The organism is candidate division TA06 bacterium (assembly GCA_004376575.1).
Classification (GTDB): Bacteria; Hydrothermota; DG-26; order E44-bin18; family E44-bin18; genus E44-bin18.
Window position 1 is genome coordinate 65,051 of the sequence record SOJN01000094.1, and the last position, 16,841, is coordinate 81,891.

Consider the following 16,841-nt stretch of genomic DNA (forward strand, 5'->3'; position numbering starts at 1 on the left):
TGCTGGGATAATTTTGAGGGGCCAGGATAGCACCTGACCCCTCTACTCTTGCTACCACTACCGCATGAGTATCATCTTCTGGGTCGCTGTGTAGTCGCCTGTATCTAAGCGATAGAAGTAGACACCGGCGGCAAATGAGCTTGCATTCCACCTGACAGCCTTGTATCCAGGCGATTGCTTCTCATCTACCAGAGTGGCAACCTTCTGTCCCGATACATTGAAAATATCGAGCTTGACGTAGCTGTCGTTGGGCAGACCATACTTGATATCTGTTATTGAATTGAACGGGTTGGGATGGTTCTGCGTCAGAGGAAACGTCTTGGGGAGTCCAATATCCGATGTCTCCTCTACACCAACAGCTACTACTGCTATGGTTGCACTGAACTCTGAAGTGTTTCCATTCACATCCGTTGTTGTGGCGGTCAGCCACTCACCAGCCGAAACCCCTGTCACGACAGCATTCCAATTCCCTGCTCCATCAGGCGTTGCGGAGCCAAGGTAGACTCGCCCCTCTCCATAGCTTGTTGGGTCAGGGTCGGCCAGGAAGACCTCGACAATTGCTTGGGCAGGATTTGTGTCGATGTCAATGGCCCCGGCAACACTTGCAGTGCCGGAAGATGGATTGTAAAAAGCCGCTGTTATCACCGGGAAGTTGAGCTCTTGATTCGGTCCCATATCGAGGTCTCCTGGATCGTTGGTGGTTACACTATCATCAGCGAGGTCTATCCCCAGCTCACCATTGTCATAGATGGAGTTCTGGGTGATGGTGTTGAAATCGGTGGGCTCATGGAACACACAGACTCCAGCCGAGTCGTTGAAGGCGATGATGTTGTCGGGGCCAATGGTGTTGTTCTGGGTGTTGTCAAGGAGATAGACTCCGTGCCAGCCATTTCCAAGTGCTCCTGCACCTGTTGCATCGAGTCCGATATAGTTGTTGACAACTGTATTGAAACCTGGACCAGGACCTGCTATCTCAATCCCCATCCAGGGATTCCCTGAGATCACATTATCGGTAACCACACTGTACATAGGACTGGCACCGAGGTCCTCGAAGATGGAGACTCCGTTCCCCGTTGTCCCAACCCCTCCAATGGCAGCCATCCCATCCTTCTCCGTCCCTATGTAGTTGCCCTCAACAGTGTTGTTGTCTGAGCCCAGGCCCACTATGTCCACCTGGCCAAAATCCCATCCTGAAATGAGGTTTCGGTCGTCAAGATTGGGTCCGCCAATCACGTTGCTTGCAGCACCATTTCGTACCCACACACCTGTCTGGTTGACATCTCCGAATTCGGAATAGCCCATACTATCTGTTCCAATATAACAGCCGGTCACATGGTTGTTCATCCCACCGTCGATGACCACCCCATTGTAGAACCTGTTTATTACCAGTCCTCGAAGAGTGTTGTTGTTGGAGGGGATGTGGAATCCGTTTGCGAGAGAGGTGTTGGAGCCGTCTATCTGAATCATCAAGATCGCGTCAGTCGGAGACCCCCGGGGTTGGGTGTTTGGCTGAGACCCTTGCTCGGTGTAGCCGTCGATGAGAACGCCAGACATATCTGTGATTGAGGGAAGAGGAGTAGGAGGCTGAATGGTATGAGGTCCAGGACCCGTGATGTTGAAGTCAATGGTGTCGAGTCCGGGTCTGGTATTTGCCTGGGTAATAGCCCACCTTAAGCTTCCTGTTCCGGTATCGTTGGTATTGGTCACTGTAAGCGATGGAGGGGGCATGGCTGCAAACGCTGCCGCGAGATCCGGTCGGGGCCCAATACTTCCCGAGGGTGGAAAGATCTGAGGGGTGCCAGTGTTTGTCAGAAGGGTCCGGACATAGGCTGGTGACGGAGGCGTCGAGGAGATATTTGCAGTCCAGTAGCCCACGCAGCAGGCGACGGCCCCTGCAACGATGGGGGAGGCGCTGGACGTGCCGGAAAAACTATTGGTGTACCAGAGGGTGTCGCCTTCGGCGCTATAGAGATCACCGTACCCGGTGGTGACCACGTCCTCACCCCAGCCCTGAAGGTCGAACCGGGAGCCGTAGCTGGAAAAGGAGAGCCTCTCAAGGTCTCCTTCCGGATAGAACCCTCCAGTGTATGCTCCTCCAGCACCCACGATTATGGCCCCTGAGTTCCCGTACCAGGTGAGGAGATCAGTATCGATATTGCCATTCCCGCCTGCCTCGACTACATGAATACCGTTCGAGACAGCATTGACAATGGCCGCATAGACTCCGTTGTACGATTGAGGACTTGGGCTATAATTGAGCCACCACTCGATGGGAACGAAGCCCCAGGAGCCGGTATAGTCCCACTGTTGCTCCAGGAGGATCACATCACCCGCAGTCAAGTTGGCAATTGCCACAGTCATAGCACCCGGAACATTCCAGGTTGGAGTGGGGCTACCATAATTGGTTCCACAAGTCTTCAAGGACGCCCCATAGCAGATGCCTGTGGTCCCCCAACTACCACTTGTATCGGAGACCAATTCTCCAATGACCGCCGTGCCGTGGTTGTCGTCACTGAAGGGATCGAATACGTTCGAATTAATCTGGGAGTTAAGGGCTTTGGGTATGTCTGTGTGGTTGTACTTCCAGCTGTATTCCAGATCACAGACGGTGACCCCCGTCCCATCTCCGCCGGGTTGTGTCCAGGCATATTCCGCATCAATTCCTGTCGGCGTGGAACTGGCAGGATCCAGGTAGCCTTGCTGTGGTTCGTAGTCAGGCGGCAAGGGAGGAGGTGTTGGCTTAGGTACGGGTCGGGCAAGCATTATGCCGTCGAGTGCCTCAAGGTCTTTGCTGATTGCCCAGACGTCCAGCGCCTTCGGGATACGCAGGCGATAGATATTGTTCAGGTTGTATACAGGCTTGCCCGTATTCGCTTCACCACGAAACTGGATTTCGTCCAGCTGTTCCTCTGGGACATCAGCGATTCTGTACCACTCAAACCAGGCAAGCTTCTGGAGGACTTCGTCCACTCCCACCAGAGCGTTAGTTGTCAGATCGGCAAGTGCCCCGCTGCGGAGCCGCACCTCTGAATCCCATGCGAACATCACCTCGATCAGGTCCTCCTCGCAGGGGTAGGGTTGGCCGGCGTCATCCTGGGCAAATGACATAAAGGGAACAGCGAGCAGAACGATCACGACAAACATCCATCTCATCTGAATCACCTCCTGCTGCATGCGACCCACCAAAAGACTGAACGTTCTCATCTTTGCCTCATCTCGATTTCGCCTCACATTGAGACGGTCAAATGGAAGAGCCTTGAAAGCCCTCCATACTTTTGCAACAGAAGCTTGGGTTCTCATCGATCCTCCTTGATTCTGGGTTTCACAGCTTCCTAAACAACCACACCTGAATCCGTTACTACGCACGAGACACCTCCTTTCCGATTTCTGGGTACTGACAAAGTCCAAAGAGCATCTTTTGCTTTCACCTATATTAGACAGTGGAGGGTGGTTTTTTTGAAAAGATTCGACGGCGGGGGAGCCAGACGGAATAGGGTCCTGAGAGCCTCAAAACACTGATAGAGTGAGTGGACTGGAGGGCAAGAAATCCAAGGTTATCTTCTGTAACCGCCTAGGGCTTTGGAGAGCGGTGTTGGCGGATGGCGGTTCCAGCAAAGAGGGAGGAAACGACTGTGATTCCGAGGATGAGCAATATTACCTGAGGTGTGAAGGGTGATGGACCCTCAATTTGTATAGGTGACTTACTCTCTCCTATCAGTACGAATGGCGCCCAGTGAAATGGGTGATGAAGTTCTGGATCAGTTGAGGCCATCATATCCAGCTTGGCCAACCGCAGTGCTTGGTTTTTTTTCTCTCCTGAAACAAGCCGGCGACAAAATCTTTCCATCAGTTCCGCTGTGGACTGATCGTTGACCTTCCACAAACTGACCACAACAGATGGAGCTCCCGCATACATGAAGGTACGTGACAGCCCCAAGATACCTTCGCCACGCACATATTGGCCCAACCCTGTCTCGCACGCGGAGAGGACAACCAGATCTGTATTAAGATACAAATCGGCAATCTCTCTTAGACTTAAGAACCCATCCTCTGCGGGATCATCATCAAAAGACAGCAAAATGCCTGAACCGCTGGGTATCATCTCGTTGAGCACGCCGTGTGCAGCGAAATGAATAATTTTGTAACTGATAGTATCACTTGCTTTCAACACATCCTCACGTGCGTCTTCTCGTAGAAAAAGACGCCGTCGGCTGTTCTTGAACAGCCGCCCAATCCTGTCCACTTCCCACTGCGCAAAGTTCAGTCGAGGAAACTGGTAGGGGTAGGTGGTTGGACCGACCTCTATGGCTCTGACCGAATCCGTCCTGCTGGGTTCTCTTCCCGTGGAGAGAGCAAACTCACCCTTTGACATAGGATCTCCGAAAGCCAATAAGTCCAATGAGGCAGTTTCAACGGTTTGCTGAGTGCGTTTCATCAGGTGTACAAGCACAGATGCTGAAGGAGCATAAGTGATATTGTGGGATTGGATAAGATATGGTATCTCAAGGTTCTTTTCAAGCTGGCCTGGAGATTTTGTTACCAGGGCTTCAAAGGGAAGATAGAAAAGCTTACCATCCGGTATTACAATCAAGTCACCACTCACTTTGGATTCAGATATTGCCCGGGCAAGAAGTCTTTGATAGAGATGAAAACCCATCTTGATCAGAGGGATCATCTTCGAGGTGTCGTCCATGAAGCTCTGATAAAAGAGAATTGCATTCATAATTTCGTTCGCATCGTCCAGCTGATAAAATCGAATGTCCGATTTAGATATCGCCCACAGATAGATTCTGTTCTCACCCAGGAAGTACTCCAGTATCAGATCGCCCTCATCAGTGATGTTTTGCTGAATTTCTTCGAGCGTTAAAGGCCTTGGCGAGGTTAGATTGATAAGCGTAGGTCTAATTCCTCTCTTTAACCGAATAGACTGAAGCAGACTCTCTGCCTTTTGTAATTCTCCTTTGATATTCTCTCTTTCTGTCTTCTCTTTTCCTCTATGCAAAAGCCTGAAATGTAAGGCTGATATCTTTTTGATTAGCTCCTTTTCCTGAGTCATGAGATCTGTCTCGTTCTCTTGAGCGGCGTTCCAGGCAGATTCAACAAGGTGGTCAAGAAACGACCGTGACCGGCAGCGTTCAGAGTATGAGAAACCCAGCGCATCATATCCCTTGTAAGGCTGTTTTTGGTGAAGCTCATATAGTAGTCTGATTACTGATTCGTAGAGTTCAATCTTGTTACTTATGAAACTGGCTTTGAGTTCTTCAACACCAATTTCAATGCGTAATCCCTCTAAGGTCTCCACGGCATCGGCATAGGACCTCAGAGCCTTCTCAAGATGCCCCTGTCTTTCATAGGTATCGCCGATGTCCTGTTGTGCCTGCCAGATGATTTCAGGGCTGTCAAGTTCAAGACCAATGCGGAAGGCGGCCCAAAAAGAGGTGAGCGCGGAATCCAAATCCCCCAAGCACTTGCGAGTCCATCCTGCCCATAGGAGAGCACTCGCCTCATAATATCGGTTTCCTATGTCTCGAAAAATAGAAAGTGCCCTCTTGATGTATTGAAGACCTTTCTCATGTTTACCCGATTTTGCATATGCACTCCCAATATCCAGAAGGGCTTTACCCGCACTGGATTTATCACCAAGCCCATCAAATGTGGCTAGAGCCTGACTGAGGAATTCGATAGCGTCAGAGTATTGTGCCAGGTTATGGAAATGTACAATCCCGATGTTACTGAAATTGATCGCCTCTTGACGTTTCAGCCCTAACGTTCGCTGGATTTCCACTGCCTGGGAGTAGTAATCCAGTGCCCTGTGGTACTGCCCGATATATTGATATATGACACCGAAATTGCCCAGAGCCGTAGCCTCGTTTGCTTTTTCACCAGTTGCCTGAGTGATCTCCAGGAATCGCTCCAAGGTGGCCAGGGCCTGACCGTAGTCTCCTGTCCACATATAGATGATAGCGATATTGTTGAGGTCGTTTCCTTCTCCACTGAGGTAACCAATTCCCCGATCAAGATTAAGAGCTCGACGAAGATGCTCCAAGGCGCTCCGGTACTGCCCGAGGTACGTGTGCACCAGTCCCGCCAATCCTAAATCAGCAGCCATTCCCTTACGATCGCCCAGCTCAGTATGTATGCCCAGAGCCTTCCAACATGTGCTCAGAGCGTCCTCGTACTCACTCTTCCAGTAGAGATTAACTGCTTGGGCCACCAGTGAGTCAGCCTTCAGTTTATTTGCTTTCTTCTTCGCAGACCACCGACTGTACTTCTGACACAAATTTTGCAGCCGTTCATCGTCGAAAACCTTTGAATACATTTTGGCCAGGCGCAATGACAGCTCGACTTGCTGGCGGCCGAGTTGCAGTTCACCTATTAATTCTTCTTCGATTCCGGACTCAACAAGTTCGAGAGCCAATCGGTAGATGGAATGCTGATTCTCGCTGATGAGTTCGATCAATCTGGTGGTATCGCCCCTGTCAATTAGCTCTTTTGCCTCTGTGTAGAGTTCATCATGGAACCCCGATTCCGTGCCAGGGCCAGCGAGTAGAACTGCGGGAAACACAATGACATGGGCTAGCAAAATAGCCACCGATAAGTTGAGAATTGAAGATTTTCTCATCGCCTTCTGCCTTCTGCTACCTTTCTGGCCTTTCGGAGCCTCTTAGTATTCTTCAAGAACCATTTTCAGTTCGTTATTCCTTGACCTGCAATTCTGCTGATCTCGTTGTTTCGACGTTCCCGTCTGTGAAGTGGTATCTTACCAGCCAGTGGTATTGTTTACCTGGTTCCAGTTCATCCACCTTATCTTTGAGTTCAAACTGTGCATCTTTTGTCGACTTTTTCAAGAATGTAGTACCTGAATCTAAGTCGAAGACAATGAGTTCGTAGTGGTCGATTTCCTTACTCGATTCCCAACGAAATGTGATCGTTTTTGTCTTCTTAATCTTGCCAATGGGACTGTTCAGTCTTGGGTGCCTCAACCTCTCTTCTGGACTCCTTGTTGCTGGCGTGGATGGTAGCCAAGGTTTATTGTATTGGTCATACAGGATGAGGGAAGTTGCAGCTACCAAGAATACAATCAGGGTAGCAGTCGCGAATCGGTAATTAAGAACGAGGCTCGGTACCTTGAATGAGACAAGCTGTCTTATTCTTTCAAGTACATTAATGGACACTCTTGCCTCGAGAGGCTGCGTATGGCTGACCAAGTCTTTGACCCGTTCTTCGTGATGTCTGCCAGCTTCCAGGAGCTCAAGCCCTGTAATTGTGGCCATTTCACGCACCATGTTGGTAACAACGCTAAGACATCGATCACATACACCAAGGTGCTGTTCAACTCTCTTTCTTTCCCTGCCGGAGACTGACCCGTCGAGATACCCACATAGTATCTCATCTGATAGGCAATCTGAGTGCTTTGTGCTTTTCATATTGATTCCTCCCAGTCATATTAGACAGCTCAGCATGAATTTTTTCAAAATTATCTGGGCCTCAGCTACTCGAATATTGTCTGTTCAAAGAGCTCGATTATGATCGCAAATTGTCTGTCATCCCATTGATGCTGAGCACACAACCTGTTGAGAAACTTGAACTTATCCAGTATCTTCCTCAGCTCGTATGCAGCCTTGTTTGTATCAGGGAGATTCATCAGATCAGCTATTTCTCTCAGCTTCAGCCCCTTTTGGAATCGCAATCTCAGCATCAATCTTTCGCGTGCATTGAGTTCGCCAACCGTATCTAACACGGGCTTTCTAATTTCTTCCACACTGATGAAACTCCAATCAACCGCTCTCGACCATTCTTCGTGGCTGGCAATCTTACTGAATGCTTGGTCGGTAAAATCCACGAAATCTAGCTTTTCGTGGTGCTTTTTCAAGTTTCGAAGTACCTTTGATTTAATGGTTTGCACAATTCGAAATAGGTAGGTTTGAAACTCTGCTTTTCCTTTAAATCCCTTTATTATTCTGAAATCGTTTTCATGCAACTTTTCGAAGACCTCATAATAGATTTCATGTGCTAACTCTTCTGCATCACTCGTTGGTCCAATCAACTTCAACGCCACCGTGTATACAAATCGAGAATACTTGTCGACAAAAATAGACCAACCACTTGGTTCATCTTTCAGAAGTATGTTTCGGACATCAAGAAAAGACAAATCCTTGTGTCGTTCTTCAAGCTCGATAAGTTCTCTGGGGAATTGGGCTATGTTAGAGGAAGCCATGATTTTCACTGTTTACACCGAAAAGAGTATAAGTCATGTAGGCAGTGGAGACAACACAATTCCCGACAGCGCCAAAGCATCTGAAAACTTAGAGCTCAGATCGGAGATCTCCTTCCCGAGACGGTAGGCCCCGGTCTTGTCGGCATACATCGCACCAAGGGAGATCGGTGCCAACACCATCTTGGCACCATAGCAGCTGGAATTATCATACGCACATTCGCGTACGTGCGCATATGTACACATGTGCAAGCGTGCAAATGAGCGAATCTGCGAGGGTGCTTTTGCATTCAAGCTGATAGGGCCCGGAAAAAATGTCACACCCAGGGACGGGCATTACCCCTTACGTAGAATGAGCATATCCGCCTTTGAGAAGTAGCGGAATGCGTTTTTCCCGTGGTTCTTGCTCAATTTGGTGGTGTATTTCTGTAGTGCTCTTAATGTGCCCGGGCCCCCAGCATCGTCCCCGAAGGACATCTTCATGTACCAATTTCCTTTTCTCAGCGACCCTTCCGGAGTCAACCATCCCTTTTTCTTCAGTGGAACATGTTCACAGTGGACACCGTACTTCTCCAGCGCCTTGAAGTAGTCCTTCGCCTTCGAATAGCTCGACTGAATCTTCTCGGCCAAATAAGTCTCACTGTCAATTTCAAGGTGTAGACCGCGTTTCTTCTTCAGTTCGCCGTGGAGTCCGGCCGCCCACAACACCTTAAGCAAATGCCGTCTCCTTTTCTTGAGCACTTCTCTTCGGGCATATGAGATGCCATCGGCAGATTCTACCCTGGTTATGGTCCGATGAAGGGCCTCAAAGGCAGACGTCTCTTTCCTGGAAAAGGGGAGATTTTCAGGGAAATCCACAATCCTGGGCCTTAGAGCAACTTTGGTCATCTCAACTATGTCTTCCGGGGCAAGGGAGGCGCGTATTTCCTCCAGATGCTTCACCCCTTGGTAGGGTTCTACGAATGTGAGGTATTCTTCTTCTGGCATTGGATTCCCCAGTCGAGCCTCAACCTTCTCCCGAGTATGACCGGAGGAATTCACGTTCACTTCCTCACACGCATAGGCAGAGCAGTGTGCACAGGTTTTGACGCCATTGTAGACTGCGCACCTTCGTATCCTGCAATTGATGTAGCGTATCGGCTTCTCTTCCTGGGGCACCTGGCAGCCGTCGCACCGGAGAAGTGTCTGGGGATCCATCCGAAAGCCGAAATATTTATGCCATCCATCACTGATCCGCTGTCTATCCTCGTTGGTCTTAAGGTTTTCCTTATAGGAACCGCAGCGGCTGCAGTTGAAACCGCATTTGCCGATAGGATCTTTCATTTTGTGTCCCCCCATTAGTTCATTCAGATTGTTCCCAAAAAGAAGAAACTTGCAAGGAAAATGTGGTAGGCCCTTCGAGTATTCTGAGGGTCACGACCGGCACCAGGCGCGTGAGGTTCGAACCCGGGTTTGACGATCGAAGTTGTGGACTGTATACTGTTGTTGTTGGTATAATCCTACGCGTAGGCATGCAGAGAAGATCGGATATGAAGAAACATTACATCATCGACTGGGTAGACACAGAGGCAGGGGAGGTGCCCAGAGTGTCTGCTGATCTCAGCAGAGCTGATAAATGGGGTACCTTCAGGGTGAGGTGCGCGATTAGGCGTATGAACTACAAAATGGAGCCGGGTGTCTATGCCATTGGTAATCCAGACAAGGATTCCCTTGTTTTTGTGTCGGCAAACTACAAGTTGAGTTTTGATATACTACGCCAGGCATTGAAAGGGCTTGACGCGTGGATAATGGTCCTGGATACAAGGGGTATCAACGTATGGTGTGCTGCTGGGAAGGGAACCTTTGGGACCTCTGAGATAGTCAGCCGCATCGAGGCTACCGAGCTCAGGAAAATAGTCAGTCATCGGAAACTTATCATGCCTCAGCTTGGGGCCTCCGGGGTGGCAGCGCACAAAGTGAAAAAGCTCTCCGGGTTCTCTCCGATTTATGGACCTGTTCGTGCCTGGGACATACAGTCTTTTCTTGAAGCTGGAATGAAAGCGACTCAGGAGATGCGACAGGTCAGATTTGCGCTCTATGATAGAGCTGTCTTAGTTCCAACCGAGGTGGTGAACTCGTTACGCTATCTGGTTCTGGGTGCGGTTGTCTTTTTTCTCCTGTCAGGTTTGAGCGGAAATGGGTACTCGGGAAATATGGCACTGAGTGCTGGAGGCCGTTCGGCCCTGAACCTGCTGTTTGCGTACCTGGCCGGAACTGTGCTAGGCCCCTTGCTCCTTCCGTGGCTCCCTGGCCGTGGTTTCTCGTTGAAAGGCTTCTTTCTTGGGTTCGCCTTGTTTATTGTTCTGTTTCTTGGTAAACTTGTAGGAAGAAGTCCAATCGAAATAATAGGCTGGATGTTTTTGATACCTGTAATATCTTCGTTCATAGTAATGAATTTCACAGGTTCTTCGACATATACGTCACTCTCCGGCGTGAAAAAAGAGATGCGTGTCGCAGTTCCGCGGCAATTAACCTTTGCCGTCGCGGGATTAGCGCTCTGGATAGCCAGCAGATTTGGCTAAAACGAGGAGACAGAATGCGTGCACTAAGATATCTCAGTAATGTGGTTACGTTGAAATTAGATGCAGATAGGTGCACAGGATGCGGTTTATGCGCGATAGTCTGTCCACACGCCGTTTTTGAGATGGATGGAAAGGCGATCATTGTGGACAAGGACGCATGTATAGAATGTGGGGCCTGTGCGCTTAATTGTGCGGCGGAAGCAATTGAAGTCAAGTCAGGAGTTGGTTGTGCCACCGCGATTATCATTGGGGCAGTCAGACGTACAGAGCCGACCTGTGATTGCTCTGGCGAATCCAAGAAATCTTGCTGCAATTGAGACTTGTAGTCTGACTCCTGAATAGGTTCCCCTCCAAGATTCTCCCTTCCAGGCGCGGTGGGGCATTTTTCCTTAACCATAAATTTCGAATGTAAGGGGTTACTACCCGGCGCAGTCAGGTATTCTCCTCAACCTAAATCACAAATTTCGAATGTGAGGCTTGTTACCGGGTGCGCATGGCAGAGGGCACTGACCCACGTGTTTCCGCGTATCCCTTTGCAAAACCAAGATTTAAGTCTGTTTGGCAGGGCTTCAAAAGTCCAAAAGTCCATGCCTGTCCCCGGCTCTTGATAGCGTTGATAGCGTGGATTCCTGTTGATTTTCCGATCTTCTACTGATATGTTTGAGCGGAAAAGAGTGACCGAAAAGGTCTCTGGGACATGAATAGAAGACCCGAGACAAAGGAGGGCATATGAACAGGTATTTCTTCAGATTCGTGCTTCTGACAACAGCCATCGGATTCCTCGCACTTGCCGCTGGGCAATCATCTGCCCAGAAGTCCAATTGTTTAGCGGTCTCGAAGACGAAATCCACAGCTCTTGAACTTGGGCTCGAAGGGGCAAGGGTTCTGGCCGAAGGAGTTTTTAGTTCCGAAAAGCCCACTGGAAAAATCCCGGCGGGAACCACACCAGAGAAAAGACTTCAGGCGAGAAAGAAGGATGGGACCTCGCCGCTTCTCTTTTCCCCTCAACCAGAGACCATGGCCTGCGATGATGGCGTGCTTGCTGGCGTGGACTACAATGGTGTCGAAGAGTGGAATGAGGCGGTGCGACTTACCCCTCCAGGTTCCTGTTCGCTAACCGCGCTAATATACTGGTCTTCTGACCCTGATCTGGAATATCCGCGCCTGACGTGGGGAGTCTGGGATGACGACGGTCCTGGGGGGCTCCCGTCAACCTTGTTGGATTCCGGAACAGTGAGACCGATCTACGACAACTGGTTCCGCGTGGATCTTGACAGTTCGATCTTCATTCCCCTTGGGGAAGACATCTATATCGGCTGGCTCGACCTCCACGGAGCCCCTTACTATGTGAACGGTCTTGATTTCTTTCTCGATAGCTGTAACTACTGGTTCGATGGACTGGAATGGCAGTTTGATCCCTGGTTCGATGGAGACTTCATGATTCGGGGTATCTGCGGGTATGTTACGGGTGTTGCCGAGGAGTTGTCTCCAGGAGGCCGTGGACCCAGAACTCCCGCTTTGCTGCAGAACAGACCCAACCCATTCTTCGGACAGACTATGATACGCTATGAGATTCCGACAAGGAGGGATGTGAGTCTGAGGATATATGATGTGTCCGGACGGCTTGTGCGCACGCTTGTGGATAAAGAGGAGGAGGCGGGAATCAGAATTGCCAGATGGGATGCAAGGGATGAGACCGGATCCCCTGTCCCTTCTGGAGTGTACTTATATCGCCTGAAAGCCGGGGAGTTCATATCAACCCGAAAACTGGTCCTACTCCGATGAGCCTTAGCTCGGGTCCATGAGCCTGGCCGGTTTCCCTGGGCTGTGGTAGGCCTGCTAGAGTTCAAAGGTTGTGTGAGTCAGGGCGTGGTATAATCTTCCCCACTGCGCTGTGAAACGCAATACGGAGAAGTCGGGGTCGTTCACACCTAAAGGATAATACTTCTCATCACCCTCGTGCCATATTCGTTGTCTTGCTTCAGAATCCTGAAGTATCTCCATCTTTCCAACTAGCGTCAATCCCATCCATTCGTCGAAATCAACGAAGTAGACGCATGTTTTCGGGTTGTTCTTGAGTTGCGGGACCTTTCTTGATGACGTGTTTGTGCTGAACCAAATTCTTCTTAGATCCTCATTCTCTACCTTTATCAACGCTCTAATGTTAGGGTAGCCTTCAGCATCAATGGTCCCCAACATTGCAATTGTTGATCTATTCACCAGCGCCAATCCTTGCTCGATAGCTTCTTCTTTCTTCATGACCATCCTCGGTTTGTTCAGATACTCTTTCTCATCTCTTCGAGAGTAGCTTTTGCCTCTGGGACCTTTCCAATTATTTTGTGGAGTTTTTCGCAGAAATACTCGTCACAGTGAGCACAGCTCTTCAGATTTTTCTCAAGTCCACACTTTCTCACTTCGCAGTCATGGGCGAAACTGATTACTTCATTCTTATCCGAGAAACAGCCGTGACAGTTGATGTCTTCTGGCTTGAGCTGATACTCGTCTGTAGACCAGAGCTCAGCAACCTTTTTCCTCTCTTCAGCGTCGTCCTTTTGTGTGGCAATGTACGCGGGACAATCGGTGCAAGTTATCCCACAAATACCAATCATTTTTTCCATGACTTCTAACTCCGTTCCTGGCTGTGTTGGACTTTGCCTCCTTCCTGGCAGAATTGCCTGGCTAGTCCACATCAGTAGCTGACTGCTCGATTTTATCCATATATATGGGTATGTCAACGGTTTTGTACTATCGAGAACGAGGCTTTTGATCTGAGGTCCCTGGCTGTCGGGTTTTCCCCGGTGTCCTTTCAGGAGTTTTTTCTTTGACACGACAAGTCGCATTACATACAATTTCGACTGCCCGTCAAGAGAGAGGTTATCATGCAAAAAGCAGTATTTGATGAAGTAGCAGGGTTCTACGACCTTGAGACTGAGGAGCTGAAAAGAGATATTCCTTTCTACATTGATTACGCGAAAAAGACAAAGGGAGTTACACTTGAACTCGGCTGTGGTACGGGGCGAATTCTCATTCCGATGGCAGAGGCAGGAATAAAGGTTTGGGGTGTCGATGTCTCAAAAGAGATGCTCACGGTTGCAGAGAAAAAAGTTAACGGGCTGGATAAGAGGACAAAGAAAAACATCAAACTGATTCACGGAGATATGCAGAATTTTGAGCTTGAAGAGAAGTTCTCCTTTATCTTCATCGCTGCCCGGTCGTTCCAGAGCCTGTTAACCAAAGAAGAACAAGGGGCGTGTCTCGACTGTGTGGGAAAACATCTGAGTCAGGACGGCATTTTCATAGTTGACCTCTTCGCCCCGAAGCACGACTACCTCACCAAAGAGAAAATGAGCCACTATCTTGGGAAAGTGCATGACAAAAAAGAGGATATCGTTATCACCAGACGAGCTGAGGTTGAGTACGATCTGGCGAACCAGACTCTCAAAGAAGATTGGTTCTACGAATGGACAGACAAAGATGGTGTCTTCCGTCGCAAGATATGGTCTTTTGAACTCTCGTACCTTTTCAGATACGAGGCTGAACTCTTGCTGGAGAAGCATGGGTTCGAGATAGAAGACGTTTTCGGTGATTTTGATAAGTCACCCTACGATTACTATTCAGGAGAGCAGATCTTTGTGGCTAGCAAGAGATAGGGATTTGGGTTCGCACGGCGAATTCAGCAATTCAGTGCTAAGACGATCTGGGAAAAATCCCAGCAGGTGATCTCTCTTGATTATGCAGTGGACGGGATAGTGTTGAGTGTTTTCTGTCTGCTGCCTTCGTCAGAATTGGAACTTTCTGGATATTGCGGATGTCTTACTTCGTGGTTCACATGATGTGAACCAGGTGCTATATTTGCCGGGAATGAGATGATGGTCAGGAAATGGTAGACATTCGAAACTCTGAAGATTCAGACGCAGAAGTGGTCAGAAGCGTGGCAGAAGGCAATGAGAAGGCCTTTGAGCAGCTAGTGGAGAAATACGAGCACTCTGTTCTAAACACAATCTATCGCTATGTTGGTTACCGCGTTGAGGCGGAAGACATTGCTCAGGAAGTTTTTTTGAAGGTATGGCGCCATGCCAGTGACTTCAAAGGAAGATCCAGGTTTTCGACTTGGCTTTATAGAATAGTTGTCAATCAATGCTTGGGCTACAGGAAGAAACACAAAGAAAAGCCTGAAACTCTGGATGAGACAATAAACAAAGACCGGGCTTCCATAACCCCGGAAGCCGAAATTGAGCGAAGGAAAGAAGCGGAAATCGTCAGGATGGCAATAGATGAGCTGCCCAGGAGGCAGAGAATTGCCCTGATATTATCCGGGTTTGAAGGCAAGTCCTACAAAGAGATAGCCCAGATCATGGGAGTATCGCTGTCAACGGTTGAATCTTTGATTTTCAGGGCCAGAGGTTCACTCAAGAAGAAATTGCTTCCACTCAAGAAAAAAGGCGAAATTTGAGCGCAAGTTTTCTGGAGGATTACGGTCTAAACGAGTAGGAGAAGAAAGATGGAATGTTCACAGGTAAAAAGAAGACTTTCTGCATTTCTCGACGGCGAAGTATCTGAAAAAGAAAGAAATACCATCTCAGACCACTTGAAACAGTGTGAGGTCTGTCAAAGGGAGTTGGAGGGGCTGTCTTATGTGTTGGGTTCTCTTGATCTTATGGAAGAGATGCAAGCCTCGCCCTATTTCATTGTTCGCCTGAAGCAGAAGATCGCTGAAGAGGAATCAAGGCGTGTTATTCGCTTGCCATTTGTGGAATGGGTAGGGCGTGCTGCTGTCCCGGCAGCCGCCACGGCAGTTGTTCTCTTATCCATCCTGTTCGGAAGCCATCTGGGGAGAGGGATCTATCAATTGAGAGTAGAAAACGTTTCGACGTTGGATTCAGAACTTGCCGATCTCTTCGGGGCTGCTTCACTTGCTGACTTGTCAGACGGCTCCCTGGGGAGCGCATATGACGATCTCTTATCTGGAGGTGGAGAATGATCCTGAAGATTCTTGTTGTCGTTCTCATCGTGTCAGTCGTGATAAATTTGGCGGCTGTGTTGACTTTTGGTTTCTACTGGTGGAATGAGGGAGGCTCCAAAAGAGGTATTCCTCCGAGGGGGATGGGGGAAGGACCAGACTGGAGAGCAAGTCGTTTGGGACACAGACTGAATCTTACTGAGGAACAGATAAAGGCGATGGATGCAGGGCGGGAAGAAATGAGGTCGAAAATGGCCTCCTTGCGGGGAAAGTTGTCTGAGAAACGGAAGGAGTTGACTGGGTTACTGGGGGAGCCTGAACTCGATAGGGTAAAAGCGGATGCTCTATTCGAAGAAATTGCCACATTGCAGACAGAACTCGAGGTTCTGGCTTTCGAGAAATTACGCGACATAAGTAAGATACTCACGCCAGAACAAAGGGAGCAATTTCTCGAGCTCTATGAACGAAGATTACGTATGCGCCCTGGTTCTCGGGAAGGGCGTCCTGAGCGGAGGATGGAAGACCGTCGCGGACGTGGAAGAGAAGGTGGCAAAATGCGACGAGACGATAGATAGTGAATTCCACAGTCTCGGTGTGTAATCAGGAACTTGTGGCCAACAATTTGAAGAGGAGGTAGCGAGATGAAAAGGCTGTTGAGGATAATCGTGATTCTGACGTTGACGATGTTCGTTGGCGTTCTGGTCAGCGTGGCGACACCTGCGTCTGAGCAAGATCGCGGTAGAGGCTTTCTGTCCTGCCTGACTGAAGAGCAGAGAGAAACTGTCGAGGAGAAAATCAAGGAGATGAGGAGTCAGGGCGCCAGTCGTGAGGAGATTCGGGCAGCAGTGGGTAAGGTGCTCAAAGGTTACGGTATTGAGCGGCCTGAGAGGCGAGTCCAAGGACGCGGTCGAAGAATGCTCATGGAGAAGCTGACTGAAGAACAGAGGAGAGCTGTTCAAGAGAAGACGAAGGAGATGCGAAAGGATGGAGCCAATCGCAAGGAAATTGGGGCGGCAATAGGCGGGATGCTCAAGGGTTACGGTATTGAGTCGCCCAGGAAGCATATCAAAGATCGCATTCGGAAAAGAGTGATGGAGAAGCTGAC

The 16,841-nt window shown here is 49.3% G+C and carries 15 protein-coding genes; 8 read left to right on the forward strand and 7 right to left on the reverse strand.

What is annotated here, in order from left to right; genetic code table 11:
* Positions 1-57 precede the first annotated feature (57 nt).
* The 5 genes from E3J62_08530 to E3J62_08550 form a co-directional block, all read right to left on the reverse strand.
* Positions 58-3,300, reverse strand: coding sequence for a T9SS type A sorting domain-containing protein (locus E3J62_08530; GenBank protein TET45145.1), 3,243 nt, complete (start codon positions 3,298-3,300; stop codon positions 58-60).
* A gap of 271 nt (positions 3,301-3,571) precedes the next feature.
* Positions 3,572-6,622 carry a CHAT domain-containing protein gene (locus tag E3J62_08535; protein TET45146.1) on the reverse strand — a complete coding sequence of 1,017 codons (3,051 nt, stop codon included), beginning with the start codon at positions 6,620-6,622 and terminating at the stop codon, positions 3,572-3,574.
* 73 nt (positions 6,623-6,695) lie between these two features.
* Positions 6,696-7,427: a zf-HC2 domain-containing protein gene (locus tag E3J62_08540; protein TET45147.1), complete on the reverse strand. Its 732-nt coding sequence runs from the start codon at positions 7,425-7,427 to the stop codon at positions 6,696-6,698.
* A gap of 65 nt (positions 7,428-7,492) precedes the next feature.
* Positions 7,493-8,227 carry a sigma-70 family RNA polymerase sigma factor gene (locus E3J62_08545; protein ID TET45148.1) on the reverse strand — a complete coding sequence of 245 codons (735 nt, stop codon included), beginning with the start codon at positions 8,225-8,227 and terminating at the stop codon, positions 7,493-7,495.
* 324 nt (positions 8,228-8,551) lie between these two features.
* Positions 8,552-9,553, reverse strand: coding sequence for a DUF3795 domain-containing protein (locus E3J62_08550; protein TET45149.1), 1,002 nt, complete (start codon positions 9,551-9,553; stop codon positions 8,552-8,554).
* Between the two features lie 191 nt (positions 9,554-9,744).
* Here E3J62_08550 and E3J62_08555 point away from each other — a divergent pair, with 191 nt between their 5' ends.
* From E3J62_08555 to E3J62_08565, 3 genes are all read left to right on the forward strand, one after another.
* The gene (locus tag E3J62_08555) at positions 9,745-10,776 is read left to right on the forward strand and encodes an acetyl-CoA synthase subunit gamma (protein ID TET45150.1); all 1,032 of its coding nucleotides are present in this window, start codon (positions 9,745-9,747) and stop codon (positions 10,774-10,776) included.
* 14 nt (positions 10,777-10,790) lie between these two features.
* On the forward strand, positions 10,791-11,093 hold the full coding sequence (locus E3J62_08560; protein TET45151.1) for a 4Fe-4S dicluster domain-containing protein: 303 nt from the start codon (positions 10,791-10,793) through the stop codon (positions 11,091-11,093).
* Between the two features lie 412 nt (positions 11,094-11,505).
* A complete protein-coding gene (locus E3J62_08565; protein ID TET45152.1) occupies positions 11,506-12,561 on the forward strand; it encodes a T9SS type A sorting domain-containing protein in 1,056 nt (351 codons plus the stop codon).
* A gap of 54 nt (positions 12,562-12,615) precedes the next feature.
* Here E3J62_08565 and E3J62_08570 read toward each other — a convergent pair whose 3' ends face one another.
* Together E3J62_08570 and E3J62_08575 are read right to left on the reverse strand one after the other, a co-directional pair.
* Positions 12,616-13,035: a general stress protein 26 gene (locus tag E3J62_08570; protein ID TET45153.1), complete on the reverse strand. Its 420-nt coding sequence runs from the start codon at positions 13,033-13,035 to the stop codon at positions 12,616-12,618.
* A gap of 17 nt (positions 13,036-13,052) precedes the next feature.
* Complete coding sequence (locus E3J62_08575; protein TET45154.1) at positions 13,053-13,394, reverse strand: DUF3795 domain-containing protein; 342 nt, start codon at positions 13,392-13,394, stop codon at positions 13,053-13,055.
* A gap of 261 nt (positions 13,395-13,655) precedes the next feature.
* On the opposite strand from E3J62_08575, the gene E3J62_08580 reads away from it, so the two are divergent.
* The 5 genes from E3J62_08580 to E3J62_08600 form a co-directional block, all read left to right on the forward strand.
* Positions 13,656-14,426 (forward strand): class I SAM-dependent methyltransferase, encoded by a 771-nt coding sequence (locus tag E3J62_08580; protein TET45155.1) that lies wholly within the window; start codon positions 13,656-13,658, stop codon positions 14,424-14,426.
* A gap of 230 nt (positions 14,427-14,656) precedes the next feature.
* A complete protein-coding gene (locus E3J62_08585; GenBank protein ID TET45156.1) occupies positions 14,657-15,229 on the forward strand; it encodes an RNA polymerase sigma-70 factor in 573 nt (190 codons plus the stop codon).
* A 48-nt stretch (positions 15,230-15,277) separates the two neighbouring features.
* A complete protein-coding gene (locus tag E3J62_08590) occupies positions 15,278-15,757 on the forward strand; it encodes a hypothetical protein (protein ID TET45157.1) in 480 nt (159 codons plus the stop codon).
* A complete protein-coding gene (locus E3J62_08595) occupies positions 15,754-16,311 on the forward strand; it encodes a periplasmic heavy metal sensor (protein TET45158.1) in 558 nt (185 codons plus the stop codon). The genes E3J62_08590 and E3J62_08595 overlap by 4 nt, the downstream gene beginning before the upstream one ends.
* 66 nt (positions 16,312-16,377) lie before the next feature.
* On the forward strand, positions 16,378-16,841 hold a 464-nt coding region (locus tag E3J62_08600), incomplete at its 3' end, for a hypothetical protein (protein TET45159.1).